The following is a 26,384-nucleotide window of genomic DNA, read 5'->3' as shown; positions in this document are numbered from 1 at the left end:
GACGATGACACAGACCACATCCAGGACACCCGCCGATTACAAGCGCATCGGTCTTGCCGGAGCGCTCGTCAGTCTTGCCATGATGCTGGGCGCCTGCCAGCACGCCGCCGACAACAGTTTCGCGATGGCGGATTCGCCGGCCGACTATCGCCTGCGCCATCCGATCGCGGTCACCGAGGCCGACCGCTCGATCGTGGTCTTTGTCGGCCGCAGCCGCGGCGGCCTGACCGCAGAGCAGCGCGCCGAGGTGATGGGAATGGCGCAGGACTGGATGCGCGAAGGAACCGGCGCCGTCACCATCGACGTGCCCACCGACACGGCGAACGCACGGCCCGCCCAGGAATCGCTGCGCGAGATCCAGGCGACTTTCGCCGCCGCCGGCGTGCCGCCGCGCGGGATCCTGGTCCGCAAATATCGTCCCGAGAATCCGCGCCTGATGCCTGCGATCCGCGTCAACTATCCAAAGATGAAGGCGGAGGCCGGACCCTGCGGTCTCTGGCCGGAGGATCTCGGCCCGTCGATTCACAACGGGTCCTACATCCAGAACAAGCAGTACTACAATTTCGGCTGCGCCAATCAGCGCAACCTCGCAGCCATGGTCGAAGACCCGACCGACCTCGTGCAGCCGCGCGCGGAAACCCCTGCCTACACGCCGCGTCGTAACATCGCCTTCGAGAAGTATCGCAAGGGCACGACCACCGCCACGACCTATCCCGAGGCCGACAGGGCCAAGCTAAGCGACACAGGAAAATGATCACCTACGCGCAGCAAAACTCCGAAGAGCAGATGGACGCCCCGCCGCAGGCCGTGGACGACCATATTGCTCCGGCGCCACGGGTTTCGGTCCAGGCGTTCTGCGAAACGGTCGAGACCGCCGCCGCCGTGCAGTCGGCCGGCGAGGATCGACGGCTGGCCAAGGCACATCTCAAGATCCAGATGGGCGGCATGGCGGCCGCCATCGAGGCCTACCGCTCGGCGCCGACCCCCAATGTCATCATCCTCGAGACCGAGGGCCGCGGCGACATCCTGGCCGGCCTCGATCAGCTTGCCACGGTGTGCGACGCCGGCACCCGCGTGGTGGTGATCGGCCGGATCAACGACGTCACGCTGTATCGCGAGCTGGTGCGCCGCGGCGTCAGCGACTATGTGATCGCGCCGGCACATGCGATCGACGTGGTGCGCGCGATCTGCAACCTGTTCTCGGCGCCGGAAGCCAAGGCGGTCGGCCGCATCGTCGCCGTGGTCGGCGCCAAGGGCGGCGTCGGCGCCTCGACCATCGCCCACAATGTCGCCTGGGCGATCGCCCGCGATCTGGCGCTCGATTCCGTGGTCGCCGACCTCGACCTCGCGTTCGGCACCGCCGGCCTCAACTACAACCAGGATCCGGCGCAGGGCATCGCCGATGCGGTGTTCTCGCCGGACCGCGTCGATACCGCCTTCGTCGACCGGCTGCTGTCGAAATGCACCGATCATCTGAGCCTGCTGGCGGCGCCGGCGACGCTCGACAAGGTCTACGATTTCGGCGCCGAGGCGTTCGATGCGATCTTCGATACGCTGCGCACCACGATGCCCTGCATCGTGCTCGACGTGCCGCACCAATGGTCCGGCTGGACCAAGCGCGCGTTGATCGCGGCCGACGACATCCTGATCGTGGCGGCGCCCGACCTCGCCAATCTGCGCAACGCCAAGAACATGTTCGACCTGCTGAAGGCGTCGCGGCCCAACGACCGCGCGCCCTTGTACTGCCTGAACCAGGTCGGCGTGCCGAAGCGTCCGGAGATCGCGGCGGGCGAGTTCGCCAAGGCGATCGAGAGCCAGCCGATCGCCGCGATCCCGTTCGATCCGCAGATCTTCGGGTCGGCCGCCAATAACGGCCAGATGATCGCGGAAATTTCCGCCAATCACCGCGCGGTCGAGATGTTCCTGCAGATGGCGCAGCGGCTGACAGGCCGCGGCGAGACCAAGAAGCCGAGGGGGTCCTTCCTGTCGCCCCTGCTCGAAAAGCTGCGGTCCAAATAGTGGTCCGCATGGAGTCAAGACGTCGTGTTTGGTAAGCGTAGCGGAAACGATGGGGACGTGCGGGCACCCAAGCCCGCTTTTCAGGCGCCGGAACCTGCCGGCTCGTCTGCGATGGTGCGCGAGCCCGTCGCACCGACGATCTCGTCGCCGCCGCTGGCGCCGAGCAAGCCGCCGCCCGCTCCCGCCGTCGAAGCCCGCCGCTCCGACAATTACTACCAGGTCAAGGCAACGATCTTCGGCGCCCTGATCGAGGCGATCGATCTCGCCCAGCTCGCCAAGCTCGACAGCGAGTCGGCGCGCGAGGAAATCCGCGACATCGTCAACGAGATCATCGCGATCAAGAACATCGTGATGTCGATCGCCGAGCAGGAAGAGCTGCTCGACGACATCTGCAACGACGTGCTCGGCTACGGCCCGCTGGAGCCGCTGCTGTCGCGCGACGACATCGCCGACATCATGGTCAACGGCGCGGGCACCGTGTTCATCGAAGTCGCCGGCAAGATCCAGCGCACCGGCATCCGCTTTCGCGACAACCAGCAGCTGCTCAATATCTGCCAGCGCATCGTCAGCCAGGTCGGCCGCCGCGTCGACGAATCCTCGCCGATCTGCGACGCCCGCCTCGCCGACGGCTCCCGCGTCAACGCCATCGTGCCGCCGCTGGCGATCGACGGGCCCGCGCTCACCATCCGCAAATTCAAGAAGGACAAGCTGACGCTGGACCAGCTCGTCAAGTTCGGCGCGATCACGCCGGAAGGGGCGACCATCCTGCAGATCATCGGCCGGGTCCGCTGCAACGTGATCATCTCCGGCGGCACCGGTTCGGGCAAGACCACGCTGCTGAACTGCCTGACCAACTATATCGAGCACGACGAACGCATCATCACCTGCGAAGATGCCGCCGAACTTCAGCTGCAACAGCCGCATGTGGTGCGGCTGGAAACCCGGCCGCCGAACATCGAGGGCGAGGGCCAGGTCACGATGCGCGAACTGGTGCGCAACTGCCTGCGTATGCGTCCCGAGCGGATCATCGTCGGCGAAGTCCGCGGACCCGAAGCGTTCGACCTGCTGCAGGCGATGAACACCGGCCATGACGGCTCGATGGGTACGCTGCACGCCAACAATCCCCGCGAAGCGCTGTCGCGCTGCGAATCCATGATCACCATGGGCGGGTTTTCGCTTCCGTCCCGGACCATCCGCGAGATGATCTGCGCCTCGGTCGACATCATCGTGCAGGCCGCGCGCCTGCGCGACGGCTCGCGCCGCATCACCCACATCACCGAGGTGATGGGCATGGAAGGCGACACCATCATCACCCAGGACATCTTCCTCTACGACGTGGTCGGGGAAGACGCCAACGGCAAGATCATCGGCAAGCACCGCTCGACCGGCATCGGCCGGCCGCGCTTCTGGGAGCGTGCGCGTTACTACAATGAAGAGAAGCGGCTGGCGGCGGCGCTGGACGCCTCCGACGCGCCGGCGCCGGTCTAGGGGAACGCAGGATGCAGACGCAAACCCTTGCCCTGGCCTTCCTCGCTGCCACCACGGTGGGCGGCATCGCATGGGTCTTCCTGTACCCGTACCTCTCGGGGGAGAAGAAGGCCGAGTCGCGTCGCGCGACGGTGGCGCGCAGCGAGCCCACGACGACGCGAAGCACCGACCGCACGCAGCGCTCCCGCCGCGAGCAGGTCGAAGGATCGCTGAAGGAGCTCGAGGCGCGGCGCCAGAAGGACAGGAAGGTCCCGCTCGGCGTGCGCATCTCGCAGGCCGGCCTGGAGTGGTCCGAGCAGAAATTCTGGATGATCTCCGGCGCGCTCGGCCTGTTCGGGTTCGGCGCCGCGTTCCTCGCCGGCGGCGGCATGCTCGGCGCGGCCGGCATCGGCTTTGCCATGGGCCTCGGCGCACCGCGCTGGCTGCTCGGCTGGCTGAAGAAGCGCCGGGAGAAGGCCTTCCTCAAGGCGCTGCCCGACGCCGTCGACGTCATCGTGCGCGGCATCAAGGCCGGCCTGCCGCTGTTCGAATCGCTCAAGGCGGTGGTCAATGACGCATCGGAGCCGCTGCGCAGCGAGTTCCTCGCGATCATCGAGACCCAGGCGATCGGCATGCCGCTCGGCGAGGCCTGTGCCCGGCTCTATGAACGGATGCCGCTGCCGGAGGCGAACTTCTTCGGCATCGTGATCGCGATCCAGCAGAAGTCCGGCGGCAATCTGTCGGAGGCACTCGGCAATTTGTCGCGCGTGCTGCGCGACCGCAAGAAGATGGCCGAGAAGATCCAGGCGATGTCGATGGAAGCCAAGGCCTCCGCCGCCATCATCGGCTCGCTGCCGCCGATCGTGATGATCCTCGTGTTCCTGACGACGCCGGATTACATCGCCCTGCTGTGGACCAACTCGATGGGCCAGCTGATGCTGGTCGGTTGCGCGCTCTGGATGACGTGCGGCGTGCTGGTGATGAAGAAGATGATCAATTTCGATTTCTGACGGTGCAGCATGATTGATATTCTGATTGCCAAGCTCCACGACGTCAGGTTCATGACGATGCTGCTTGCCTTCTTCGCGGCAAGCGCGACGGTCTACACGCTGGTGATGCCGCTGCTCGCCGGCGGCGATCTCAACAAGCGCATGAAGGCGGTCGCCAGCGAGCGCGAGCGCCTCCGGCAGCGCGAGCGCGAACGGCTCTCGAAGTCGGAAAAGGTGACGCTGCGGCAGACGCCGAAGCAGGCCGTCTCCAAGATGGTGGATGACCTCAACCTCACCAAATGGCTGGCCCAGGAAGCGGCGATCGAGAAGCTGGTGATGGCGGGCTATCGCGGCCACGCCCCCTATGTCTATTTCCTGGCAGCGCGCGCGATCACGCCGGTCTTGATGCTGGTGTTCGCCATCATCTATACGTTCTTCATCGCGGGCGCGAACTGGTCGCTCACGCTCAAGATCGGCATCTGCGTCGGCGCGGCCTATGCCGGCCTGCAGGCGCCGATGCTGTTCCTGAAGAATGCGATCTCCAAGCGCCAGCTCCAGATCAAGCGCGCCTTTCCGGATTCGCTCGACCTGCTGCTGATCTGCATCGAGTCCGGCATGTCGGTCGAGGTCGCGTTCCGAAAGGTCGCGAACGAGATCGCCGGACAGTCGATCGCGCTGTCGGAGGAGTTCGCGCTGACGACCGCTGAATTGTCCTATTTGCAGGACCGCAAATCCGCCTATGAGAACCTGGCGCGCCGCACCGGGCTCGAAGGCGTGAAGTCGGTGTGCATGGCCTTGCAGCAATCCGAACGCTACGGCACGCCGCTCGGCCAGAGCCTGCGCGTGATGGCGCAGGAGAACCGCGACATGCGGATGAACGAGGCCGAGAAGAAGGCCGCCGCGCTGCCGCCCAAGCTGACCGTGCCGATGATCCTGTTCTTCCTGCCCTGCCTGTTCATCGTGATCCTCGGGCCGTCCTACATCAAGATCGCCGCGATGCATTGAGCTGCGCCGGCCGCCCTTCTCCTTCCCCCTGAAAGGGGGAAGGCCGGGATGGGGGTCAGCCGCAGACACCGCTGCACATGGAGAGAGATGATCCCCACCGCTTTGCTCGACGAGCGAAGGCCCCCTTTTTCAAGGAGAGGTCTGGAAGGTGGCCATATTGGCTAGTCGTCCCTGGCGACGACGGGTGCGGCGCGCGATGAAATGCGCGGGCCGTCCTTGCGGTTCAGCATGTCGCGGAGGTAGGCGACATTGGCCGCCGCCTCGTCGGCCGGCAGGTCGGCCTTGACGATCGTCTCGGCCTCGGCGAAGCGGCCCTGCAGGCCGACGACGAGCGCGAGGTTCTGCCGGATCCTGGTGTCGGCGCGGGCGCTGGCATAGGCTTGGCGCAGCGTCTCTTCCGCTTTCGGCAATTCCTTGGTCAGCATGTAGGACAGACCGAGATTGGACAGCACCGACGGCTCGTCCGGGGCCAGTCGCAGCGCGCTGGCGTAATAGCGCCGCGCTTCGTCGTGCCGGTTCAGCTTGTCGAGCGTGGTGCCCTGTACCGACAGGATCCGCCAGTCCGGATTATCAGGGCTGTGCGCGCGGCTCAGCACGTCGAATGCGGCCTGCGAATTGCCGTTGTCGGCGAGCGCCCGGCCGTAGGCAGCGAGCAGCGGCTTGCTGCCGGGAGTGGCAAGCGTGGCCTGCTCCAGTACGGCGCAGGCCTGGGAACGCTGTCCGCTCATGCGCAACGCCTGGCCGTATGCGATTGCGGCGTCGACGTCCTTGGGGTTCTTGCGATAGCGCTCGCCATAGATCTCGACCCCGCGACGCGGGTCATCGGGCACCGGGTCGGAGCGGGACGCGATCGATCCCGTCACGTCGGACATGGTCTGGCAACCGCCAAGTCCTGCGGCCAAAACCGCCACGAGGGCTGCGGAAGCGAGATGCCGGGTCAAAATGGACTGTCGACGCATGGCACTGTGACTCACGAAATCGGGCAAATGATCGAGCCGAGCGTGCCAGCAATAGACTGTTAACCCTAACGTCTGGTTAACTGGCGCCTGCAGCGAGCGGTGCCCGGTTCCAATCCCGCAGGTCACGTGAACCGCGGGCGCGCTACCATCCGCCATGAAAGGCGTGTTAGTCAGCACCGACGACGCCAGAACAGCCGAGAGCCGCATGCCATCCGTGTTCGAGACCGCCCCCGAAACCGCCGTCACGCCGATCACTTTCGTCACCAAGGCGACATGGGATGCGATCCGCAACGAGCTGCCGGCGCCGGCGCGCCAGTTCGCCGAGGCCAATGACTTCGCTGCCAAGCCCGGCAAGGCCCTCGCTCTGCCGGCCGCCGATGGCGGCATCGCGCAGGTGCTGTTCGGCCTCGAGGACGCCGACCACAAGGCGCGCGATCCGTTCCGGCCCGGCGCCCTGCCCGGCCTGCTGCCGCCGGGCGTCTACCGCTTTGCCAATGCGCCGCATGACACGCGGCTCGCCGCGCTCGCCTTCGCACTCGGCTGCTACCGCTTCGGCCGCTATCGCAAGAACAAGGCACCCGAGGTCCGCCTGGTGCCGCCCGACGGCGTCGATGCTGCCGAGATCACGCGGATGGCGGATGCGGCAGCGCTGGCGCGCGACCTCATCAACACCCCGTCCAACGACATGGGCCCGGCCGAGCTCGCCGAGGTGGCGCGCGATCTCGCGAGCCGGTTCGGCGCCGCATTCAATTGCATCGCGGGCGACGAGCTCGCGCAGAACTTCCCGCTGATCCACGCCGTCGGCATGGCGTCGCCCCGTGCGCCGCGGCTGATCGAGCTGAGCTGGGGCGATCCGGCCCATCCGAAGGTGACGCTGGTCGGCAAGGGCGTCTGCTTCGACACCGGCGGGCTCGACCTCAAGCCGTCGAGCGGCATGCTGCTGATGAAGAAGGACATGGGCGGCGCCGCCAACGTGCTGGCGCTGGCGCAGATGGTGATGGACGCCAAGCTCAAGGTGCGGCTGCGCGTGCTGATCCCGGCGGTCGAGAATGCCGTTGCCGGCAACGCGTTCCGCCCGCTCGACATCTTCAAGTCGCGCAAGGGCATCACCGTCGAGATCGGCAACACCGACGCCGAGGGGCGGCTGGTGCTCGCCGACGCGCTGGCGCTGGCCGACGAGGAGACGCCGGACCTGCTGGTCGATCTCGGCACGCTGACCGGCGCGGCGCGCGTGGCGCTGGGCCCGGATCTGCCGCCGTTCTACACCAATGACGAGGCGCTCGCCGGCGACGTCGCGGCTCACGCGAGGATCGAGAACGATCCGCTGTGGCGACTGCCACTGTGGCCGGCCTACGATGCCTGGCTCGATTCCAAGACCGCCGACATCACCAACGCGCCGTCGGGCGGCTTCGCGGGCTCGATCACCTGTGCGCTGTTCCTGCAGCGCTTCGTTGAGCACGCGCGGAGCTGGCTGCATGTCGACATCTACGGATGGACGCCGTCGGCGAAGCCCGGCCGGCCCGAAGGCGGCGAATGCCAGGCCGCGCGCGCGATCTACAAATTGCTGAGCCAGCGCTATGCATGATGCCAGACTGACGCCGGCCCGCGCCGACCTCGCCGCGAAATATCTCGAGGGCAAGGTGAAGGCTGAGCGCTACGTCGACGGCGAGGTGTTTGAGGTCTTCGAGGCGATCGCACCGCTGCGCCGGGCCCCTTCCGCCGATGCCGAATTGATGACGCAGGCGCTGAAGGGCGAGCGCATCACGATCTATGACCGTAACGGCGAAGGCTGGGCTTGGGGCCAGCTCGCCGATGACGGCTATGTCGGCTGGATTCCCGAAGTTGTGCTGTTCGGGGTCGGCGCACCTCCGACCCACAAGGTGACCGCGCTGCGCACGCTGGCGTTTCCGGGCCCCTCGATCAAGCTGCCGCCGGTCGACGGTGTGGCGATGGGAACGAAGCTTGCGGTCGTGCGCGAGGATGATCGCTTTGCCGTGACCCGCGAGGGATGGTACCTGCCGCGCCAGCATCTCGCGCCGCTCGACACGATGGCACCGGATTTCGTCGCCATCGCCGAGCAGTTCCTCGGCACACCCTATCTCTGGGGCGGCAAGTCGAGCCTCGGCATCGACTGCTCCGGCCTGGTGCAGATCGCGCTGACCGCCGCCGGCACCGGCTGCCCACGCGACAGCGACATGCAGCAGGACGGGCTCGGCCGCAAACTGACGTCAGCGGAATCGAAGCATCTCGCACGCGGCGATTTGATCTTCTGGAAGGGCCATGTCGCGATCGTCCGCGATGCGACGACGATCGTGCACGCCAACGCCCATCACATGGCGACGGCGATCGAGAACACGCAGGCTGCGATCGCGCGGATCAAGGCCGCCGGCAGCGACGTGCTGGCGATCAAGCGGCTCTAACCCCGTCATCCTGAGGAACGCGAAGCGCGTCTCGAAGGATCGACGGCCCCACTCGGGCCACGCCACCCTTCGAGGCTCGCTTCGCTCGCACCTCAGGATGAGGTGGAACGAGAAGGATGGCTACGTCGCCACCGCCCCGTCGCCGGCCGCTTCGATGCGGAACGCGGCGGCGAACAGCGCGCGGGTGTAGTCGCTCTTCGGATTCTTGAACAGTTCCGAGGCCGGCCCTTCCTCCTCGACCTTGCCGGACTTCATCACGATCAGATGGCTTGCCAGCGAGGCCACCACGCGCAGATCGTGCGAGATGAACATGTAGGTGAGATCGCGCTTGCGCTGCAGGTCGCGCAGCAGGTCGACCATCTGGGCCTGCAGCAGCATGTCGAGCGCACTGGTCGGCTCGTCCAGCACGACGAAGTTCGGCTCCAGCACGACCGCGCGCGCGATCGAGATGCGCTGGCGCTGGCCGCCGGAGAATTCGTGCGGATAGCGGAAGCGCCAGTCGGGATCGAGGCCGACATCCTTCAATGCCTTGATCACCCGTGCTTCGCGCTCCTCGCGCGACAGCTGCTTCTGGTGCACCTCGAGGCCCTCGGCGATGATGTCGGCCACCGACATGCGCGGGCTGAGCGAGCCGAACGGGTCCTGGAACACGATCTGCATGTCGCGGCGGAACGGCCGCATCTGCTTGAAGCGCAGGCCCTGAATGTCGCTGCCGAGAAACACGATCGGCCCATCGGAGGAAATCAGCCGCAGCAGCGCCAGTCCAAGCGTGGTCTTGCCGGAGCCGGATTCGCCGACCACGCCGAGCGTCTCGCCCTTGCGTACCGCGAGGCTGACGCCGTCGACCGCCTTGATGTGGCCGACGGTGGAGCGCAGCAGCCCGCGCTTGATCGGAAACCAGACCTTGAGATTGTCCGCCGACATCACCACCGGCGCACCCGGCTGCGGCGGCGCCGGATCGGGCTTCGGCTCGGCCGCCAGCAGCGCCTGGGTGTAGGCGTGCTTCGGCGCGGTGAAGACTTGCTCGACCGGGCCCTGCTCGACGATCTTGCCGTTGTTCATCACGCAGACGGTGTCGGCGATGCGGCGGACGATGCCGAGATCGTGGGTGATGAACAGCAGGCTCATGCCGAGCCGGGCGCGGATCTCGGCCAGCAGCGCCAGGATCTGCGCCTGCACGGTGACGTCGAGCGCCGTGGTCGGCTCGTCCGCGATCAGCAGGTCGGGCTCGTTGGCGAGCGCCATCGCGATCATCACGCGCTGGCGCTGGCCGCCGGACAATTGGTGCGGATAGCTGTTGAGCCGCGTCTCCGGCTCCGGGATGCCGACCTGGCCGAGCAATTCCAAGGTCCGGGCCCGTGCCGCCTGACCACTGATGCCCCGGTGCAGCGACAGGATCTCGCCGATCTGGGTCTCGATGGTCTGGAGCGGATTGAGCGAGGTCATCGGCTCCTGGAAGATGATCGAGATGTCGTTGCCGCGCACCTCGCGCATCTCCCGTTCGGACGCGGTCAGCAGATCGCGGCCGCGGAAGCGGATCGCGCCCGAAGGGTGCGATGCCGTCGGATAGGGCAGCAGCTTGAGCACCGACAGCGCGCTGACGGATTTTCCCGAACCGGACTCGCCGACCAGCGCGACGCACTCGCCGCGCTTGATCGAGAACGAGATGCCGTCGACCGCGAGCGAGCGGCCGAACGCGACCGAAAGGTCGCGGACGTCGAGCAGAGGCTGGTTGGTCGCGTCCATGCGTCAGCCCTTCGAGAACGTCTTGCGCGGATCGAAGGCGTCGCGCGCGGCTTCGCCGATGAAGATCAGCAGCGACAGCATGATCGCGACCGAGAAGAAGCCGGTGAGGCCGAGCCACGGTGCCTGCACATTGGCCTTGCCCTGCGACAGCAATTCACCGAGTGAGGGCGAGCCGGGCGGCAGCCCGAAGCCGAGGAAGTCCAGCGCCGTCAGCGTCATCACCGAGGACGACACGATGAAGGGCAGGAACGTCATGGTCGCGACCATCGCGTTCGGCAGCAGATGGCGGAACATGATCACGCCGTTGGAGACGCCGAGCGCACGCGCCGCCTGGATGTATTCGAAATTGCGGCCGCGCAGGAATTCGGCGCGCACCAGGCCGACCAGCGAGACCCATGAGAACAGCAGCAGGATGCCGAGCAGGATGAAGAAGCCCGGCGGAAGCACCGCCGAAATGATCAAGAGCAGGTAGAGCGAGGGGATCGCGGTCCAGATCTCGATCAGCCGCTGGAAGATCAGATCGGTCCAGCCGCCGAAATAGCCCTGCACGCCGCCGGCGGCGATGCCGATGATCGAGGACAGAATGGTGAGCGTCAGGCCGAACAGCACCGAGATGCGGAAGCCGTAGATCAGCCGCGCGACGACGTCGCGGCCTTGATCGTCGGTGCCGAGCCAATTGTATTCGAGGTCGCGGCAGCCGGTCAGCCCCTTGCGCTTCACCACATCGGCGCACTCCTTCTCGGTCAACAGCCAGGTCGGCTTCGACGGCACCGCGGTCGGCGGATCGAGGTTGCGGCTGTCATAAGAGTAGCGGATCGGCGGCCAGATCATGCTGCCGCCCTTGGCGGCGATCTGCTTCTGCAGATAGGGATCGCGATAATCGGCGGCGGTCTCGAAGTCGCCGCCGAAGGTGGTCTCGGCGTAGGTGCGCACAACCGGCCAGTAGAGATGGCCGTCATACTTGACCATCAGCGGCTTGTCGTTGGCGATGAAATTGGCGAACAGCGACGCCACGAACAGGACCAGGAAGATCCAGAACGACCAATAGCCGCGCCGGTTCGCCTTGAAGTTCTGCCAGCGCCGCTTGTTGAGCGGCGACGGCGAAAAGCCGTGCCGCGTGGCGGGCACCGCCTCGCCGAGCGGCGATTGCGTCGTGGTCTCGACCGGCTGGGGCGCGAGCAGCGTCATCAGACCTCCCGCGCCTCGAAGTCGATCCGGGGATCGATCCACATATAGGCGAGATCGGAGATCAGATTGACCACCAATCCGACCAGCGAGAAGATGAACAGCGTCCCGAACACCACCGGATAGTCGCGGTTCAACACGCTCTCGAAGCCGAGCAGGCCGAGCCCGTCGAGCGAGAAGATGGTCTCGATCAGCAGCGAGCCCGAGAAGAACGCGTGGATGAACGCGCCCGGAAAGCCCGCGATCACGATCAGCATGGCGTTGCGGAAGATGTGGCCATACAGCACCTGGTGCTCGCTGCAGCCCTTGGCGCGCGCGGTCATCACATATTGCTTGCGGATCTCGTCGAGGAACGAGTTCTTGGTCAGCAGCGTCATGGTGGCGAAGGCGCCGAGCGCCATCGAAATCAGCGGCAGCGTCAGGTGCCAGAAATAATCGATGATCTTCCAGTACCAGGGGAACTGCGCCCAGCCGTCCGAGGTCAGCCCGCGCAGCGGGAAGATATTGAGGAACGAGCCGCCGGCGAACAACACGATCAGCAGGATCGCGAACAGGAAGCCCGGAATCGCAAAGCCGACGATGATCACCGCCGAGGTCCAGGTGTCGAACCGCGATCCGTCCTTCACGGCCTTGCGGATGCCGAGCGGGATCGAGATCAGATAGGTCAGGAGCGTCATCCAGATGCCGAGCGACATCGAGACCGGCAACTTTTCCTTGATCAGCTGCAGCACGCTGACGCTGCGGAAATAGCTTTGGCCGAAATCGAACCGCGCGAAATTCCACACCATCAGCGCGAACCGCTCCGGCGCCGGCTTGTCGAAGCCGAACTGCACCTCGAGCTTCTTGATGAAGTCAGGATCGAGCCCCTGCGCGCCGCGGTATTTCGAGTTGATGGCCGCACCTGCGCCCGCGCCCTGGCCGCGCTGCGCGCCGAAATCGCCGCCGCCCCCCGACACGCGCGAGGTGCCGCCGGTGTCGGCGCCGTTGATCTGGGCGATGACCCGCTCGACCGGACCGCCGGGAGCAAACTGCACGACCACAAAGGACACGAACAGGATGCCGAGCAGCGTCGGCAGCATCAGGAAGATACGTCGGGCGATATAGGCGCTCATCGGCTACTTCGCCTGCTCGAGCTTCGCGGCCTTGGCCGCATCGTACCACCAGTTCTCCGGCGCCCCGACGCCCTGGGTATACTTGGCGAGCTTCTCGGTATGGCCGAACTGATCCCAATAGGCGATCGGATGCGTGTTGCGGTACCATTGCGACACCCAGTAGCGGCCGGCGCGGAACACGCGGTCGAAGGCGCGGCAGGCGACCGTCAGCTCATGGCGGTTGTTGGCGCCGATGATCTTCTCGATCAGGGCGTCGATCGCTGGGTTGGCGACACCCGCAAGATTATAGGAGCCCTTGGTCTTCGCTGCCTGCGACGAGAAGAACGGCCGCATGCTGTCGCCGGGCGTCGCCGAGAAGCTGAAGCGCTGCATGGTCATGTCGAAGTCGAAGTCCTCGACGCGGGCGCGGTACTGCACCGCGTCGACCAGGCGGAATGTCGCATCGATGCCGAGCGTACCGAGATTCTTGATGTAGGGGCCGTGATGCGGCTGCAGCGAGGGCTCGTCGTTGAGAAATTCGACCGTGATGGGCTCGCCCTTCGGCAGCACCCGCTTGCCGTCCTTGATGACACAGCCGGCCTCGTTGAGCAGTTGCACCGCCCTGCGCAGCAGCGTGCGGTCCTGACCGGAGCCGTCGGACATCGGCGGCACGAATGGCAGGCCGAACACTTCGTCAGGCACCTGGCCGCGGAACGGCTCGAGCAGCGCAAGCTCCTCCGGCGGGGGAGGCCCTTCAGCGACCATGTCCGAGTTCTGGAACGGCGAGACCGTCCGCGCATAGGCATCGTACATGATGGTCTTGTTGGTCCACTCGAAATCGAAGGCGCAGATCAGCGCCTCGCGCACGCGCGGATCCTTGAACTTGTCGCGACGCATGTTGATGAACCAGCCCTGCGCGCCCGACGGCGTGTCGTCGGGCAGCGTCTCGCGCTTGACGCGGCCATCCTTCACCGCGGGAAAGTCGTAGCGTGTCGCCCAGACGCGCGCGGTGAACTCCTCGCGGAACAGATAGCTCTTCGAGGTGAAGCCCTCGAACGCCACGTCGCGGTCGCGATAATATTCGTAGCGCACGGTATCGAAATTGTAGCTGCCGCGATTGACCGCAAGCTCGGCGCCCCACCAGTCCTTGACACGGTCGTATTCGACGTAGCGGTTGACCTCGAACCGGCCGACCTTGTACGGCCCCGAACCCAGCACCGTATCAAGTGTCGATTCCTCGAACGATCGCGTCGCATAGTAGGCCTTGGAGAAGATCGGCAGGCTCGCAACATAGAGCGGCACATCGCGCGCACGGCCGGCCGCGAAAGTCACCACGACGGTCGCGTCATCCGGCGCCTCGGCCTTGACGAAGTCGCGCAGCTGCACCTGGATCAGCGGGTGCCCCTTTTCCTTCAGCATATTGAGCGAGAAGGCGACGTCCTGCGCGGTCAGCTTCGAGCCGTCATGGAAGCGCGCCTCGGGGCGCATCGTGAAGCGGTAGGTCAGCTTGTCCGGCGATATCTGCACCGACTTGGCGGCAAAGCCGTACATCGCATCCGGCTCGTCATTGGCGCGCGACATCAATGTCGCGAACGTCATGTCCATGCCCTGCGCGCCTTCACCTTTCAGGACGTAAGCGTTCAAAGAGTTGAAGGTGTAGTAGGACTGGTTGTAGGCACGCACCCACGGAATGACCGAGAACGCCCCACCCTTCGGCGCCTTCACGTTGACGTAGTCGAATTGCTGGAAGTCCGCCGGATATTTCAGGTCGCCGAACACCGACATGCCGTGCATCTCGGTGCCGTTGTCGGCGGCTGCCGGTGCGACACGCAAGCCTGCAGCACTCAACGCACCGATGCCGAGACCGAGTGCGTGCCGACGGGAGAAGTGCGCCATGCGCGGATCCTTGAGCTTATGAACGCTTGAGCTTGGCCGCCTTGTCGGCGTCGTACCACCAAAGATTTGGGAATCCCGAAACACCGTATTTCGGCAGCGGGTCGGGATGGCTGAAGCGATCCCAGTACACGTAGCGCTGTTTGTCGTAATTGAAGTGTGGCACGAGATAGAAGTTCCAGAGCAGCACCCGATCCATCGCCTTGGCAGCGGCGATCTGTTCGGCACGGCTCTTGGCGAAGATGATGCGCTCGATGAGGGCGTCGACAGCCGGGTTCTTGATGCCGGGAAGATTGCGCGAACCTGGTTGATCTGCGGCCTGCGAGCCAAAATTGTCGCGCTGCTCATTGCCCGGCGAGATCGATTGGCCCCAGACCTGGGTCACCATCTCAAAATCGTATTCGCGAACCCGGTTCTGGTACTGCACAGTGTCTACGGCACGCAGATTGACAGTGATGCCGAGGCGTTCCAGGCTCGGCTTGTAGAACAGCGCGATCCGCTCCATGCCGGCGTCGCCGCTGTTGCCGAGGATTTCGACCGTAAACGGCTGGCCCGAGGAATCGACCAGCTTGCGATCGCGGATATCGAAGCCGGCTTCCTTTAACAGCCGGGTCGCCTCGCGCAGATTGGCACGCACGTTCTCCGGCGTGCCGCCGACGGGATCCTTGTAGGGCGTCGTGAAGACCTCCGGCGGCACCTTGTCGCGCACCGTCTCCAGGATCTCGAGCTCCTTGCCTTCCGGCAGGCCGGTCGCCATCAGATCGGGGATGCCGTCGAAATAGCTGGAGTCGCGATGATACTCGCCGGTCGACAGCGTGCGGTTCATCTCCTCGAAATCGAACGCGTAGTTGAAGGCACGGCGCAGCCGCGGGTCGGCGAATTTCGGGCGTCGCAGGTTGAACACCCAGCCCTGCATCCGCCCCTCATTGCGAACGGTGAAGAGCTCCTTGAGCAGCCGCTTGTCGCGCACCGGCGACACGTCGTAGGCCGCCGCCCATTCCTTGGCGCTACGCTCACCGTACCAATCGAACTGGTCGGCCTTCAGCGCCTCGCGCGCGACGGTGTCGTCGCGGAAATATTCGTAGCGCAGCTCGTCGAAATTGTTCTGTCCGATCGCGATCGGGATATCCTTGCCCCAGTAGTCCTTGACGCGCTCGAGCACGACCGAGCGTCCGGCGACAAACTCCTTGATCCGGTAGGGGCCCGAGCCGAGCGGCGGCTCCAGCGTGCTCGCGGTGATGTCACGCTTCTTGCCCTGCGCGTCGGTGCCTTCCCACCAATGCTTGGGCAATATGGTGAGCTGGCCGGTGATCATCGGCAGCTCGCGGTTGCCCGGGCTGTCGAAGGTGAACTTGACGTCGCGATCACCGATCTTCTCGGCCTTTGCAATATGCCGGTAGTAGGCGCTGAACATCGGGCTGTTCGCCTTCCACGCCTCGAAGGAGAAGATCACATCCTCCGGCGTGACCGGCTTGCCGTCGTGCCAGCGCGAGCCGGGACGGAGCCGGTAGATCACGTAGGAGAAATCGTCGGGGAAGGCTGCCGCCTCGGCGAGTTCGCCGTAATAGGTATCGGGCTCGTCGAGCGAGCCCTCCATCAGCGAGTCGTAGATGCGACCGACGGCAGCCGAGACGGCGCCCTTCAAACCCGCAACGACCACGTTGAAGCTATCATAGGTGCCGGGCTGGAACAGCCGCACCACGCCACCCTTCGGCGCGTCCGGCCTGACGTAATCGTAGCGCTTGAAGTCGGCGGGGTATTTGATCTCGCCATAGGTGGAGAGGCCGTGGCGCCATTTCAGCCCGTTCGGGGCGTCGTCGGCGAGCGCCGGCGTGATCGGCGAGAGGCCGGGATTGAGTCCGAGCGCCGGAGCGAGTGCCGCCAGTGCGCTGCCTTGAAGGAGGTGTCGTCGGGTGATCGCCAAATTCGCTCTTCCTGCTTGCGGCCCCGGTTACATGGGACCCAATATAAGGCAACGGTTCGACAAATTACGTTGCTTTTTCCTCATGATGTTGGCCCGGGAACAATATCGGTGCGGCGAAACGCCCCGATAACAACCCCGCGACAGCGGATTCCCCAAGGAATTCCCCAAGGGATTCCCCATGCGAAAACGGCCAGGCAGTGCCTGGCCGTTTCATCCACATGCTTGCGCGAAGCAAATCGTTACTTCGAAGCGGTCGGGAGCGGAGCCGGATGCTCCGAGTTCGAATTCAGGTAGGCGATGATGTCGGCGCGCTCGCTGTCCTTCGGCACGCCGGCGAAGCCCATCGCGGTGCCGGGAACGAAGCCCTTCGGGTTGGTCAGGAACTTGTTGAGGTCGTCGAACGACCAATCGCCGCCCTTGCCCTTCATCGCGGCCGAGAAATTGAAGCCGCGGCCCTCGCCCTTCTTCTCGCCGACGATGCCGTAGAGGTTCGGACCGACGCGGTTGGGACCGCCCTTCTCGAAGGTGTGGCAGGCCTGGCACTTCTTGGCGGCCGCCGCGCCCTTCTCGGCCGACGCGGTCTGCAGCAGCTTCTCAATCGGCTCGGAGGCGGCCGCAGCAGCCTCGCCGCCAGCGCCATGGGACTCTTCCTTCACCGCGATCTCAAAACCCGGCTTCTCCGGCAGCTTGGCGGAAAACACCGATCCGGCGGCAAAGCTCATCACCAGGACGACGATGCAGGTGCCGAGAACCGCACCGAGGATTTTGTTGAGTTCGAAGGAGTCCATTTGGGTCAGGCTCCGGGCCTTGAATGTCGACTTCAGGCCGGGAATACGGCCGCGGGGAAAGACCTGGGAATCGGCCTTATCGCACCGCCCCAAGCAGGGTTGAGATATCGGTTTGCCCGCGCTCTGGCAACCCGTATAAACGCGCCGAATTCAACCTCCTCCCCGGCAATTTCCGCAGGCCGGACGGGCCCCGAGACGAATGACCGACCCGCGTACCTTGGTGCTGATTCCGGCCCGCATGGCCGCCACCCGACTGCCCGGCAAACCGCTGCTCGATATCGCAGGGGCGCCCATGATCGTCCACGTGCTGCGGCGGGCCGAGGAGGCCGGGATCGGCCGGGTCGCGGTCGCCACCGACACCGCGGAGATCGCTGATGCCGTGAGGGCTGCGGGCGGCGAGGTCGTGATGACCCGCCCCGACCACCCGTCCGGCTCGGACCGGATTTATGAGGCGATGACGACGCTCGACCCGGAGGGCCGCGCCGAGATCGTGGTCAATCTGCAGGGCGATTTCCCGACCATCACGCCCGAGACCATCCGCAGCGTGATGCCGCCGCTCGCGGATCCCGCGGTCGACATCTCGACGCTGGCCTCGCGCATCCACAGCGCGGAGGAGGATCAGGCCCCGAGCGTGGTCAAGGCGGTCGGCTCGCCGATCGGTGCCAACCGGTTGCGGGCGCTCTATTTCACCCGTGCCACCGCGCCTTATGGCGACGGACCGCGCTACCACCATATCGGCCTCTACGCCTATCGCCGCGCCGCGCTGGAGCGGTTCGTCGCGTTGCCGCCCTCGCCGCTGGAGCAGCAGGAGAAGCTCGAGCAGCTGCGCGCGCTGGAGGCCGGGATGCGGATCGACGTCACCATCGTCGACACCGTTCCGCGCGGGGTCGACACCCCGGCCGACCTCGAAACCGCCCGCAGAATACTTTCCAAGGCCTGAGCGGGTGCTAAAAGGCCCCGCAGGAAAGAACCCATGACCAAGAAGCTGAAAATCGCGTTCCAGGGCGAGCCTGGCGCCAATTCCCATATCGCGATCGTCGAGGCCTATCCCGACGCCGAGCCGATGCCGTGCCCGACCTTCGAGGACGCGCTGGCGGCGATTTCCTCGGGCGAGGCCGATCTCGGCATGATCCCGATCGAGAATTCGGTCGCCGGCCGCGTCGCCGACATCCATCATTTGCTGCCGGCCTCGGGCCTGTTCATCGTCGGCGAATGGTTCCTGCCGATCCGTCACCAATTGATGGCGGTCAAGGGCACCAAGCTCGCCGACATCAAGAGCGTCGAGAGCCACGTCCATGCGCTCGGCCAGTGCCGGCGCATCATCCGCAAGCTCGGCATCCGGCCGATCGTCGCCGGCGACACCGCCGGCAGCGCCCGCGACATCTCCGAACGCGGCGACAAGAGCGTGGCGGCGATCGCCTCGCGGCTCGCCGCCGATATCTACGGCCTCGACATTCTCTCCGAGGACATCGAGGACGAGGCCCACAACACCACCCGCTTCGTGGTGCTGGCGCGCGAGGCCAAATGGGCCGCGCAGGGCTCGGGGCCGCTGGTCACCAGTTTTGTTTTCCGGGTGCGCAATTTGCCCGCCGCGCTCTACAAGGCGCTCGGCGGCTTCGCCACCAACGGCGTCAACATGACCAAGCTCGAAAGCTACATGGTCGACGGCAATTTCTTCGCCACGCAATTCTATGCCGATGTCGATGGTCACCCGGACGACCGCGGACTTGCCTTTGCGTTGGAGGAATTGAAATTCTTCTCGCGCGAATTCCGCATCGTCGGCGTCTACCCCGGCCATCCGTTCCGCGCGACCTTCAGCGAAACGCGGGACTAGGCGAAGCGAACGCAGTCTCTCCACCCGTCGTCCCGGCGAAGGCCGGGACGACAATTGTTATGCAGTAGCGGCCTTCTTCAGCCCGAACGCCTCGGCAAGCAGGCTGTACGACCTCTTCCGCGCCGCGTGGTCGTAGACCGCTGTGATCACCATCAGCTCATCCGCCTTTGTCGCCGCGATCAGCGGCTGCAGCTTCGTCATCACGGTTGCCGGGCTGCCGACGAACAGCCGCGCGCGGTTGCGCGCGATCGAGGCGCGCTCGGCATCCGTGTAAGGATAGGCCTCGGCCTCCTCGACGCTGGGCAGCGGCAGATACTGGCCGCGGTCGCGGCGCAGCCGGTTGAGGTCCATCGATCGCGCGAGCCGTTCGGCCTCGGCATCGGTCTCCGCGGTGACGACGGCGACTGCCAGGATCGACTGCGGCGCCGCGCGCCAGCCCGACGGCTTGAAATGTGCGCGATAGTTGATCATCGCAGCAATCGCGTCATGCGTGGCGAAATGATGCGCGAACGCAAAGCCCATCCCGACCTGGGCGGCGAGCTCGGCGGAATAATCGCTCGAGCCGAGCAGCCAGATCGGCGGCAGCGGCGAATCATCCGGCATCGCCACCACATTGTTGTAGGGGTGCCCGGCCGGGAAATCGCGCGTCTCCCACAAGGTCAGCTCATGCAGCCGTTCGAGGAAGTCGTCGCCCTCGCGGCGGTCGAGCCGGCTGCGCAGCGCGTAAGCCGTGGCACCGTCGGTGCCGGGCGCGCGGCCGAGGCCGAGGTCGATGCGGCCGGGAAACAGCGCCTCCAGCATCTTGAAGCGCTCGGCGACCACGAGCGGCGCATGATTCGGCAGCATCACGCCGCCGGAGCCGACCCGGATATGCTGCGTCACCGCCGCGATCTGCCCGATCATCAAATCGGGCGCCGGGCTCGCGACCGACGCAAGGTTGTGGTGCTCGGCGAGCCAATAGCGCGTGTAGCCGAGCGCATCGACATGGCGCGCCAAATCGATGCTGTTGCGGAGCGCGGCGGCCGGCTTGGTGCCTGTGGTGACGACGGAGAGGTCGAGGACGGAGAGCGGGATCATGGCCGCCAACCTAATGTGGCGCCACGAGGCGACAAAGGCCCCTGCCGCGCAGACCAGTCCCGCACCCGAAAGTCGGTGCAGGCATCGGCTGGCCTTGGGACAGAAGACGACAATTCATTGACATGATTGACTGCCCACCACCGATTCTGACGACCGCTCTGCCGTGAGATTCATTATTATTGTATATATTTCAATATATTATCTATTCCAGACGGCTAACCAAGCTTCGCCCATCTCTTGTGCCCCACGGCCATTTTTCGCTACTTATTAGCAGTCAATGGGCAATTTCCCATATCCGATGGGCTGTTTCAGCCCACCGGTTTGGCCTATCTTAGGACCTCCATATCCAGGCCGGACGTCTGCCCTCCAGTTGCGGAGCCCTTGCGTATCATGACCGAGACCATTTCCTCCCTGCCAAACGGCCAGCGCGCGCCTAAGGCGCCGAAAATCTCCTTCGAGTTCTTCCCGCCGAAGACCGAGGAGATGGAACGCAGTCTCTGGGAGACCATCAATCGCCTGGCGCCGCTGACGCCGAACTTCGTCTCGGTCACTTATGGCGCCGGCGGCTCGACCCGCGAGCGCACCCATTCGACCATCAGCCGCATCCTGCGCGAGACCGACCTGCTGCCGGCCGCGCACCTGACCTGCGTCAGCGCCTCGCGCGGCGAGATCGACGAGATCGTCGACCGCTACCATGAGGTCGGCGTCCGCCATATCGTGGCGCTGCGCGGCGATCCGCCCGGCGGCATCGGCACGCCCTACTTCACCCATCCCGACGGCTACCAGAGCTCGGCCGAGCTCGTCGCCGGGATCAAGAAGCGCCACGCCGATATCGAGATCTCGGTGTCCGCCTATCCCGAGAAGCATCCGGAAGCTACGGATTTCAATGCCGACATCGATACGCTGAAGGCGAAGGTCGACGCCGGCGCGACGCGCGCGATCACCCAGGTGTTCTTCGATAACGACCTCTACCATCGCTATGTCGACAGGGTGCGCGCGGCAGGCATCGAGATTCCGATCGTGCCGGGCATCATGCCGATGCACAATTTCAAGCAGGCGCGCAACTTCGTCACCCGCGCCGGCACCAGCGTGCCGGACTGGCTGGCCGAGAAGTTCGAAGGCCTCGACAACGATGCCGAGACCCGCAAGCTGGTCGCCGCCACCGTCGCCGCCGGCCAGGTGCAGAAGCTGTTCAAGCACGGCGTCGACACCTTCCACTTCTACACCATGAACCGCGCGGACCTCGTGTTCGCGATCAGCCACCTGCTCGGCATCCGGCCGAACGGTGCCCAGAAAGCTGCCTGATCCATGACCATTCCCGTTTCTGCGAAGCGTAACGCTTTGCTCGCGGCTGCCCGCGAGCGCATCCTGGTGCTCGACGGCGCCATGGGCACGATGATCCAGGGCCTGCAGTTCGACGAAGCCGCCTTCCGCGGCGCGCGCTTTGCGGACTTCCATCGCGACATCAAGGGCAACAACGATCTGTTGATCCTGACCCAGGCCGAGGCGATCACCGATATCCACGCCGCCTACCTGCGCGCCGGCGCCGACATCGTCGCGACCAACACCTTCTCCTCGACCTCGATCGCGCAGGCCGACTACGACATGTCGGACCTCGCCTATGAGCTGAACCTGCAAGGCGCCCGTCTCGCGCGTGCCGCCGCCGAGCGGGTGAGCGCGGAGGACGGCAAGGAGCGTTTCGTCGCCGGCGCGCTCGGCCCGACCAACCGTACCGCCTCGATCTCGCCCGACGTCTCCAATCCCGGCTACCGCGCGGTGACGTTCGACGATCTGCGCAAGGCTTACGGCGAACAGGCCAAGGGCCTGCTCGACGGCGGCGCCGACCTGCTGCTGGTCGAGACCATCTTCGACACGCTGAACGCCAAGGCGGCGCTGTATGCGATCGCCGAGATCATCGAGGAGCGCGGCATCGACGTGCCCGTGATGATCTCCGGCACCATCACCGACAAGTCCGGCCGCCTGCTCTCCGGGCAGCTGCCGGAGGCGTTCTGGCATTCGGTGCGACACGCCAGGCCGATCACGATCGGCTTCAACTGCGCGCTCGGCGCCGAGGATCTGCGCGCGCATATCGCCGACATCGGCCGCGTCGCCGACACGCTGGTGTGTGCTTACCCGAACGCGGGCCTGCCCAACGAGTTCGGCCAGTACGACGAGATGCCGGACTACATGGCGCGGCTGATCGGCGAGTTCGCGAGCGCCGGCCTCGTCAACATCGTCGGCGGCTGCTGCGGCACCACGCCCGACCATATCGCCGCGATCGCCAGGGCCGTCGCCCCGCACAAGCCGCGCGTGGTGCCCGAAATCGAACCGCGGCTCAGGCTCTCCGGCCTCGAGCCGTTCACGCTGACCGACGCGATCCCGTTCGTGAACGTCGGCGAGCGCACCAACGTCACCGGCTCGGCACGCTTCCGCAAGCTGATCACCGCGGGCGACTACACGGCTGCGCTTCAGGTCGCGCGCGACCAGGTCGAGAACGGCGCGCAGGTGATCGACGTCAACATGGACGAGGGCCTGCTCGATTCCGAAGCGGCGATGGTCACGTTCCTCAACCTCGTCGCCGCCGAGCCCGACATCGCGCGGGTGCCCGTGATGGTCGATTCCTCGAAATTCCACGTCATCGAGGCCGGCCTGAAGTGCATCCAGGGCAAGCCGATCGTGAACTCGATCTCGATGAAGGAAGGCGAGGACAAGTTCCTGCACGAGGCGACGGTCGCCAAGCGCCACGGCGCCGCCGTGGTGGTGATGGCGTTCGACGAGACCGGCCAGGCCGACACGTTCGCGCGCAAGACCGAGATCTGCAAGCGCGCCTACGACATCCTGGTCAACCGGCTCGACTTCCCGCCCGAGGACATCATCTTCGATCCGAACATCTTCGCGATCGCGACCGGCCTCGAGGAGCACAACAATTACGGCGTCGACTTCATCGAGGCGACGCGCTGGATCCGGCAGAACCTGCCCGGCGCCCACATCTCCGGCGGCGTCTCCAACCTCTCGTTCTCGTTCCGCGGCAACGAGCCGGTGCGCGAGGCGATGCACTCGGTGTTCCTGTATCACGCGATCCATGCCGGCATGGACATGGGCATCGTCAATGCCGGGCAGATGATCGTCTATGACGACATCGATCCCGAGCTGCGCCAGACCTGCGAGGACGTGATCCTCAACCGCGACCCCGGCGCGTCCGAGCGCTTGCTGGCGCTGGCCGAGAAATTCCGCGGCAAGGAGAAGCAGACCAAGGAGCAGGATCTCGCCTGGCGCGAATGGCCGGTCGAGAAGCGGCTGTCACACGCGCTGGTGCACGGCATCACCGAATTCATCGAAGCTGACACCGAGGCCGCCCGCCAGAACGCGACGCGGCCGCTCGACGTCATCGAAGGGCCGCTGATGGCCGGCATGAACGTGGTCGGCGACCTCTTCGGCGACGGCAAGATGTTTTTGCCGCAGGTCGTGAAGTCGGCCCGCGTGATGAAGCAGGCGGTCGCCTATCTGATGCCGTACATGGAGGAGGAGAAGGCGCGCAACCTCGCCAATGGCATCACCGGCGGCCGCAACGCCGCGGGCAAGATCGTGCTCGCCACCGTCAAGGGCGACGTCCACGACATCGGCAAGAACATCGTCGGCATCGTGCTCCAGTGCAACAATTTCGAGGTGATCGATCTCGGCGTCATGGTGCCCGCCAACAAGATCATCGAGACCGCGAAGGCCGAGGGCGCCGACATCATCGGCCTGTCCGGCCTGATCACGCCCTCGCTCGACGAGATGAGCTTCCTTGCCGGCGAGCTGGAACGGCAGGGCATGAACCTGCCGCTCTTGATCGGCGGCGCCACCACCAGCCGCGTCCACACCGCCGTGAAGATCGACCCGAACTATCCGGGCGGCCCGGTCGTGCATGTCAACGATGCGAGCCGCGCCGTCGGCGTCGCCTCCTCGCTGCTGTCGGCCGACAAGAAGCAGGCCTATGCCGCCGAGGTGCGCGCCGAATACGCAAAAATCTCGACGGCGCATTTCCGCGCCCAGGCCGACAAGAAGCGGCTGAAGCTCAACGACGCCCGCGCCAACAAGGTCGCGATCGACTTTGCGGCCGTGCCGCCGAAGAAGCCGGCCTTCTTCGGGCTGAAGAGTTTTGACGCCTACGATCTCGCCGAGCTCGCCGACTACATCGACTGGACGCCGTTCTTCCAGACCTGGGAGCTGACCGGCCGCTTCCCGGCGATCCTCGACGATCCCAAGGTCGGCGAGGTCGCGCGCTCGCTCTATGCCGACGCGCGCAAGATGCTCGACACCATCATCCAGGAGAAGTGGTTCACGGCGCGGGCCACCATCGGCTTCTGGCCGGCGAATGCGGTCGGTGACGATGTCGAGGTCTATGCCGACGAGACGCGAAAGCAGAAGATCGCGACCTTCCACACGCTGCGCCAGCAGCTCGAGAAGCGCGAGGGCCGCTTCAACGCCGCGCTGTCCGATTTCATTGCGCCGAAGGAAACCGGCGTGGCCGATTATATCGGCGGCTTCGTCGTCACGGCGGGGATCGGCGAGGACGCGGTGGCCGACCGTTTCAAGAACGCCAATGACGACTACTCCTCGATCCTGTGCAAGGCGCTGGCCGATCGTCTGGCGGAAGCCTTTGCCGAACGCATGCACCAGCGCGTGCGCAAGGAGTTCTGGGGCTATGCGCCCGGCGAGACGTTCTCGGCCGACGAACTGATCCTCGAGAAATATGACGGCATCCGCCCGGCGCCGGGCTATCCGGCGCAGCCCGACCACACCGAGAAGAAAACGCTGTTCGCGCTGCTCGATGCCGAGAACACGTCAGGCGTGAAGCTGACCGAGAGCTTTGCGATGTGGCCGGGCTCGTCGGTCTCGGGCCTGTATTTCTCGCATCCCGAAAGCTTCTATTTCGGCGTCGGCAAGATCGAGCGCGACCAGGTCGAGGACTATGCCGCGCGCAAGGCCATGACGGTCGCCGAGGTCGAGCGCTGGCTGGCGCCGGTCTTGAACTACATCCCTTCGCAGGACGGCGCGAAGGGAGCGACGATCGCGCCCGCCGCGACGCCCGCCAACGACGCCGAGCTCGCCTCGCATCCGCAGGGCTGCACCTGCGCCGTGCATCTGGCCTGGCGCAAGAAGAAGGTGGGAGCGGGGTAGGCCTTCCACCCTCCCCTGGAGGGGGAGGGTGAAGCGCCGTAGCCCGGATGCAGCGAAGCGCAATCCGGGATAGACTGCGATGGAACGACGACCGGCCCCGGATTTCGCTTGCGCTTCATCCGGGCTACGGCCGCGATGTTCGGCGCGGAGACAAATTCCCCATGCAGTTCTTCTCCTTCTGGCGATCGCTGGCGAGCTTTCGGGTGCGGATCGCGCTCAACCTCAAGGGTGTGCCGGCCGACATCGTGTTCATCGACATCGATGCGGACGCGCATCGCGCCGATGCCTATCGCAAGATCAATCCGCAGATGGCGCTGCCGGCGCTGGTGACCGACGACGGCACGGTGCTGTTCCAGTCGCTCGCGATCATCGACTATCTCGACGAGACCTACCCGACCCCGCCGCTGCTGCCGGCCGACGCGATCGGCCGCGCCCGGGTGCGCGGGCTGGCGCTGATCGTCGCCTGCGAGGGCCATCCGCTGCTGACGCCGCGGGTGCGCCGCTATCTCGACCGCGAGCTCGACCTGCGCGACAGCCAGCAGAACGCCTGGCGGCGGCACTGGACCGTCGAGACGCTGGCCGCACTCGAAGGCCACCTCGCCGGCCACAAGGCCACCGGCTCATTCTGTCACGGCGATGCGCCGACCCTCGCCGACATCTGCCTGGTCGGCCATGTCACGGCGGCGATCAACCAGCAGATCAGCCTGTCGCCCTGGCCGACCGTGAAGCGCATCCACGACACCGCGATGGCACTGCCGGCGTTTGCCAAGGCGCATCCGTCCGCGCAGCCGGATACACCCGAGGCGATGCGGGCGAAGTAGTTT

The 26,384-nt window shown here is 65.5% G+C and carries 20 protein-coding genes; 12 read left to right on the top strand and 8 right to left on the bottom strand.

Translation table 11 applies throughout. The features are described 5' to 3' along the window. Nucleotides 1-4 precede the first annotated feature (4 nt). Genes BRSPCE3_RS12920 through BRSPCE3_RS12900 form a run of 5 tightly spaced genes read left to right on the top strand, consistent with a single transcriptional unit; the run spans nt 5 to nt 5,480 of the window. On the top strand, nt 5-754 hold the full coding sequence (locus BRSPCE3_RS12920; RefSeq protein ID WP_244066192.1) for a CpaD family pilus assembly protein: 750 nt from the start codon (nt 5-7) through the stop codon (nt 752-754). Further along, nucleotides 751-2,019 carry an AAA family ATPase gene (locus BRSPCE3_RS12915; RefSeq protein WP_244066190.1) on the top strand — a complete coding sequence of 423 codons (1,269 nt, stop codon included), beginning with the start codon at nt 751-753 and terminating at the stop codon, nt 2,017-2,019. The genes BRSPCE3_RS12920 and BRSPCE3_RS12915 overlap by 4 nt, the downstream gene beginning before the upstream one ends. Before the next feature lie 24 nt (nt 2,020-2,043). Then, entirely contained in the window at nt 2,044-3,507 is a 1,464-nt protein-coding gene (locus BRSPCE3_RS12910) for a CpaF family protein (protein ID WP_244066188.1), read from the top strand. 11 nt (nt 3,508-3,518) lie between these two features. Then, nucleotides 3,519-4,496 (top strand): type II secretion system F family protein, encoded by a 978-nt coding sequence (locus BRSPCE3_RS12905; protein WP_244066187.1) that lies wholly within the window; start codon nt 3,519-3,521, stop codon nt 4,494-4,496. A 9-nt stretch (nt 4,497-4,505) separates the two neighbouring features. Then, on the top strand, nt 4,506-5,480 hold the full coding sequence (locus BRSPCE3_RS12900; RefSeq protein ID WP_244066186.1) for a type II secretion system F family protein: 975 nt from the start codon (nt 4,506-4,508) through the stop codon (nt 5,478-5,480). A 161-nt stretch (nt 5,481-5,641) separates the two neighbouring features. Here the strand turns inward: BRSPCE3_RS12900 and BRSPCE3_RS12895 are convergent, their stop codons facing one another. Continuing rightward, entirely contained in the window at nt 5,642-6,439 is a 798-nt protein-coding gene (locus BRSPCE3_RS12895) for a tetratricopeptide repeat protein (protein WP_244066535.1), read from the bottom strand. Nucleotides 6,440-6,644: 205 nt separating this feature from the next. Between BRSPCE3_RS12895 and BRSPCE3_RS12890 the strand changes: the two genes are divergently transcribed. Beyond that, entirely contained in the window at nt 6,645-8,024 is a 1,380-nt protein-coding gene (locus tag BRSPCE3_RS12890) for a M17 family metallopeptidase (protein WP_244066185.1), read from the top strand. After that, nucleotides 8,017-8,859, top strand: a complete 843-nt coding sequence (locus BRSPCE3_RS12885; RefSeq protein ID WP_244066183.1) for an NlpC/P60 family protein — start codon at nt 8,017-8,019, stop codon at nt 8,857-8,859. Before BRSPCE3_RS12890 ends, BRSPCE3_RS12885 begins: the two co-directional genes overlap by 8 nt. A gap of 120 nt (nt 8,860-8,979) precedes the next feature. On the opposite strand, the gene BRSPCE3_RS12880 is transcribed toward BRSPCE3_RS12885, so the two are convergent. From BRSPCE3_RS12880 to BRSPCE3_RS12855, 6 genes are all read right to left on the bottom strand, one after another. After that, nucleotides 8,980-10,605, bottom strand: coding sequence for an ABC transporter ATP-binding protein (locus BRSPCE3_RS12880; protein WP_244066182.1), 1,626 nt, complete (start codon nt 10,603-10,605; stop codon nt 8,980-8,982). 3 nt (nt 10,606-10,608) lie between these two features. Beyond that, nucleotides 10,609-11,793 carry an ABC transporter permease gene (locus BRSPCE3_RS12875; RefSeq protein ID WP_244066181.1) on the bottom strand — a complete coding sequence of 395 codons (1,185 nt, stop codon included), beginning with the start codon at nt 11,791-11,793 and terminating at the stop codon, nt 10,609-10,611. Further along, a complete protein-coding gene (locus tag BRSPCE3_RS12870) occupies nt 11,793-12,902 on the bottom strand; it encodes a microcin C ABC transporter permease YejB (RefSeq protein ID WP_244066180.1) in 1,110 nt (369 codons plus the stop codon). Before BRSPCE3_RS12870 ends, BRSPCE3_RS12875 begins: the two co-directional genes overlap by 1 nt. Before the next feature lie 3 nt (nt 12,903-12,905). Continuing rightward, nucleotides 12,906-14,777: an extracellular solute-binding protein gene (locus BRSPCE3_RS12865; RefSeq protein ID WP_244066179.1), complete on the bottom strand. Its 1,872-nt coding sequence runs from the start codon at nt 14,775-14,777 to the stop codon at nt 12,906-12,908. 16 nt (nt 14,778-14,793) lie between these two features. Then, complete coding sequence (locus BRSPCE3_RS12860; protein ID WP_244066178.1) at nt 14,794-16,698, bottom strand: extracellular solute-binding protein; 1,905 nt, start codon at nt 16,696-16,698, stop codon at nt 14,794-14,796. Between the two features lie 239 nt (nt 16,699-16,937). Next, nucleotides 16,938-17,486 carry a cytochrome c family protein gene (locus BRSPCE3_RS12855; RefSeq protein ID WP_244066177.1) on the bottom strand — a complete coding sequence of 183 codons (549 nt, stop codon included), beginning with the start codon at nt 17,484-17,486 and terminating at the stop codon, nt 16,938-16,940. Nucleotides 17,487-17,685: 199 nt separating this feature from the next. Between BRSPCE3_RS12855 and BRSPCE3_RS12850 the strand changes: the two genes are divergently transcribed. Both BRSPCE3_RS12850 and BRSPCE3_RS12845 read left to right on the top strand, forming a co-directional pair. Next, the gene (locus tag BRSPCE3_RS12850; RefSeq protein WP_244066176.1) at nt 17,686-18,426 is read left to right on the top strand and encodes a 3-deoxy-manno-octulosonate cytidylyltransferase; all 741 of its coding nucleotides are present in this window, start codon (nt 17,686-17,688) and stop codon (nt 18,424-18,426) included. Nucleotides 18,427-18,459: 33 nt separating this feature from the next. Then, nucleotides 18,460-19,320, top strand: a complete 861-nt coding sequence (locus tag BRSPCE3_RS12845; protein WP_244066175.1) for a prephenate dehydratase — start codon at nt 18,460-18,462, stop codon at nt 19,318-19,320. Nucleotides 19,321-19,377: 57 nt separating this feature from the next. Here the strand turns inward: BRSPCE3_RS12845 and BRSPCE3_RS12840 are convergent, their stop codons facing one another. After that, nucleotides 19,378-20,397 (bottom strand): LLM class flavin-dependent oxidoreductase, encoded by a 1,020-nt coding sequence (locus tag BRSPCE3_RS12840; RefSeq protein WP_244066174.1) that lies wholly within the window; start codon nt 20,395-20,397, stop codon nt 19,378-19,380. Nucleotides 20,398-20,787: 390 nt separating this feature from the next. On the opposite strand from BRSPCE3_RS12840, the gene metF reads away from it, so the two are divergent. The 3 genes from metF to maiA all read left to right on the top strand — a co-directional run bounded on the left by metF (nt 20,788) and on the right by maiA (nt 26,381). Next, a complete protein-coding gene (metF, locus tag BRSPCE3_RS12835; protein WP_244066173.1) occupies nt 20,788-21,702 on the top strand; it encodes a methylenetetrahydrofolate reductase [NAD(P)H] in 915 nt (304 codons plus the stop codon). A gap of 3 nt (nt 21,703-21,705) precedes the next feature. Next, the gene (metH, locus tag BRSPCE3_RS12830) at nt 21,706-25,560 is read left to right on the top strand and encodes a methionine synthase (protein WP_244066172.1); all 3,855 of its coding nucleotides are present in this window, start codon (nt 21,706-21,708) and stop codon (nt 25,558-25,560) included. A gap of 161 nt (nt 25,561-25,721) precedes the next feature. After that, on the top strand, nt 25,722-26,381 hold the full coding sequence (gene maiA / locus BRSPCE3_RS12825) for a maleylacetoacetate isomerase (RefSeq protein WP_244066171.1): 660 nt from the start codon (nt 25,722-25,724) through the stop codon (nt 26,379-26,381). The last annotated feature ends 3 nt before the right edge of the window (nt 26,382-26,384 follow it).

This window comes from Bradyrhizobium sp. Ce-3, from assembly GCF_022835695.1.
Lineage (GTDB): Bacteria > Pseudomonadota > Alphaproteobacteria > Rhizobiales > Xanthobacteraceae > Bradyrhizobium.
This window is presented reverse-complemented; position numbering and strand designations above follow the sequence as displayed.

Coding starts and splice junctions, on each gene's coding strand:
- BRSPCE3_RS12905 (WP_244066187.1), top strand. CDS start 3,519: ATGCAGACGCAAACCCTTGCCCTGGCCTTCCTCGCTGCCACCACGGTG.
- BRSPCE3_RS12885 (WP_244066183.1), top strand. CDS start 8,017: ATGCATGATGCCAGACTGACGCCGGCCCGCGCCGACCTCGCCGCGAAA.
- BRSPCE3_RS12840 (WP_244066174.1), bottom strand. CDS start 20,397: ATGATCCCGCTCTCCGTCCTCGACCTCTCCGTCGTCACCACAGGCACC.
- BRSPCE3_RS12900 (WP_244066186.1), top strand. CDS start 4,506: ATGATTGATATTCTGATTGCCAAGCTCCACGACGTCAGGTTCATGACG.
- BRSPCE3_RS12865 (WP_244066179.1), bottom strand. CDS start 14,777: ATGGCGCACTTCTCCCGTCGGCACGCACTCGGTCTCGGCATCGGTGCG.
- BRSPCE3_RS12920 (WP_244066192.1), top strand. CDS start 5: ATGACACAGACCACATCCAGGACACCCGCCGATTACAAGCGCATCGGT.
- BRSPCE3_RS12915 (WP_244066190.1), top strand. CDS start 751: ATGATCACCTACGCGCAGCAAAACTCCGAAGAGCAGATGGACGCCCCG.
- BRSPCE3_RS12895 (WP_244066535.1), bottom strand. CDS start 6,439: ATGCGTCGACAGTCCATTTTGACCCGGCATCTCGCTTCCGCAGCCCTC.
- BRSPCE3_RS12880 (WP_244066182.1), bottom strand. CDS start 10,605: ATGGACGCGACCAACCAGCCTCTGCTCGACGTCCGCGACCTTTCGGTC.
- metH (WP_244066172.1), top strand. CDS start 21,706: ATGACCATTCCCGTTTCTGCGAAGCGTAACGCTTTGCTCGCGGCTGCC.
- BRSPCE3_RS12870 (WP_244066180.1), bottom strand. CDS start 12,902: ATGAGCGCCTATATCGCCCGACGTATCTTCCTGATGCTGCCGACGCTG.
- BRSPCE3_RS12845 (WP_244066175.1), top strand. CDS start 18,460: ATGACCAAGAAGCTGAAAATCGCGTTCCAGGGCGAGCCTGGCGCCAAT.
- BRSPCE3_RS12855 (WP_244066177.1), bottom strand. CDS start 17,486: ATGGACTCCTTCGAACTCAACAAAATCCTCGGTGCGGTTCTCGGCACC.
- maiA (WP_244066171.1), top strand. CDS start 25,722: ATGCAGTTCTTCTCCTTCTGGCGATCGCTGGCGAGCTTTCGGGTGCGG.
- BRSPCE3_RS12850 (WP_244066176.1), top strand. CDS start 17,686: ATGACCGACCCGCGTACCTTGGTGCTGATTCCGGCCCGCATGGCCGCC.
- BRSPCE3_RS12875 (WP_244066181.1), bottom strand. CDS start 11,793: ATGACGCTGCTCGCGCCCCAGCCGGTCGAGACCACGACGCAATCGCCG.
- BRSPCE3_RS12890 (WP_244066185.1), top strand. CDS start 6,645: ATGCCATCCGTGTTCGAGACCGCCCCCGAAACCGCCGTCACGCCGATC.
- metF (WP_244066173.1), top strand. CDS start 20,788: ATGACCGAGACCATTTCCTCCCTGCCAAACGGCCAGCGCGCGCCTAAG.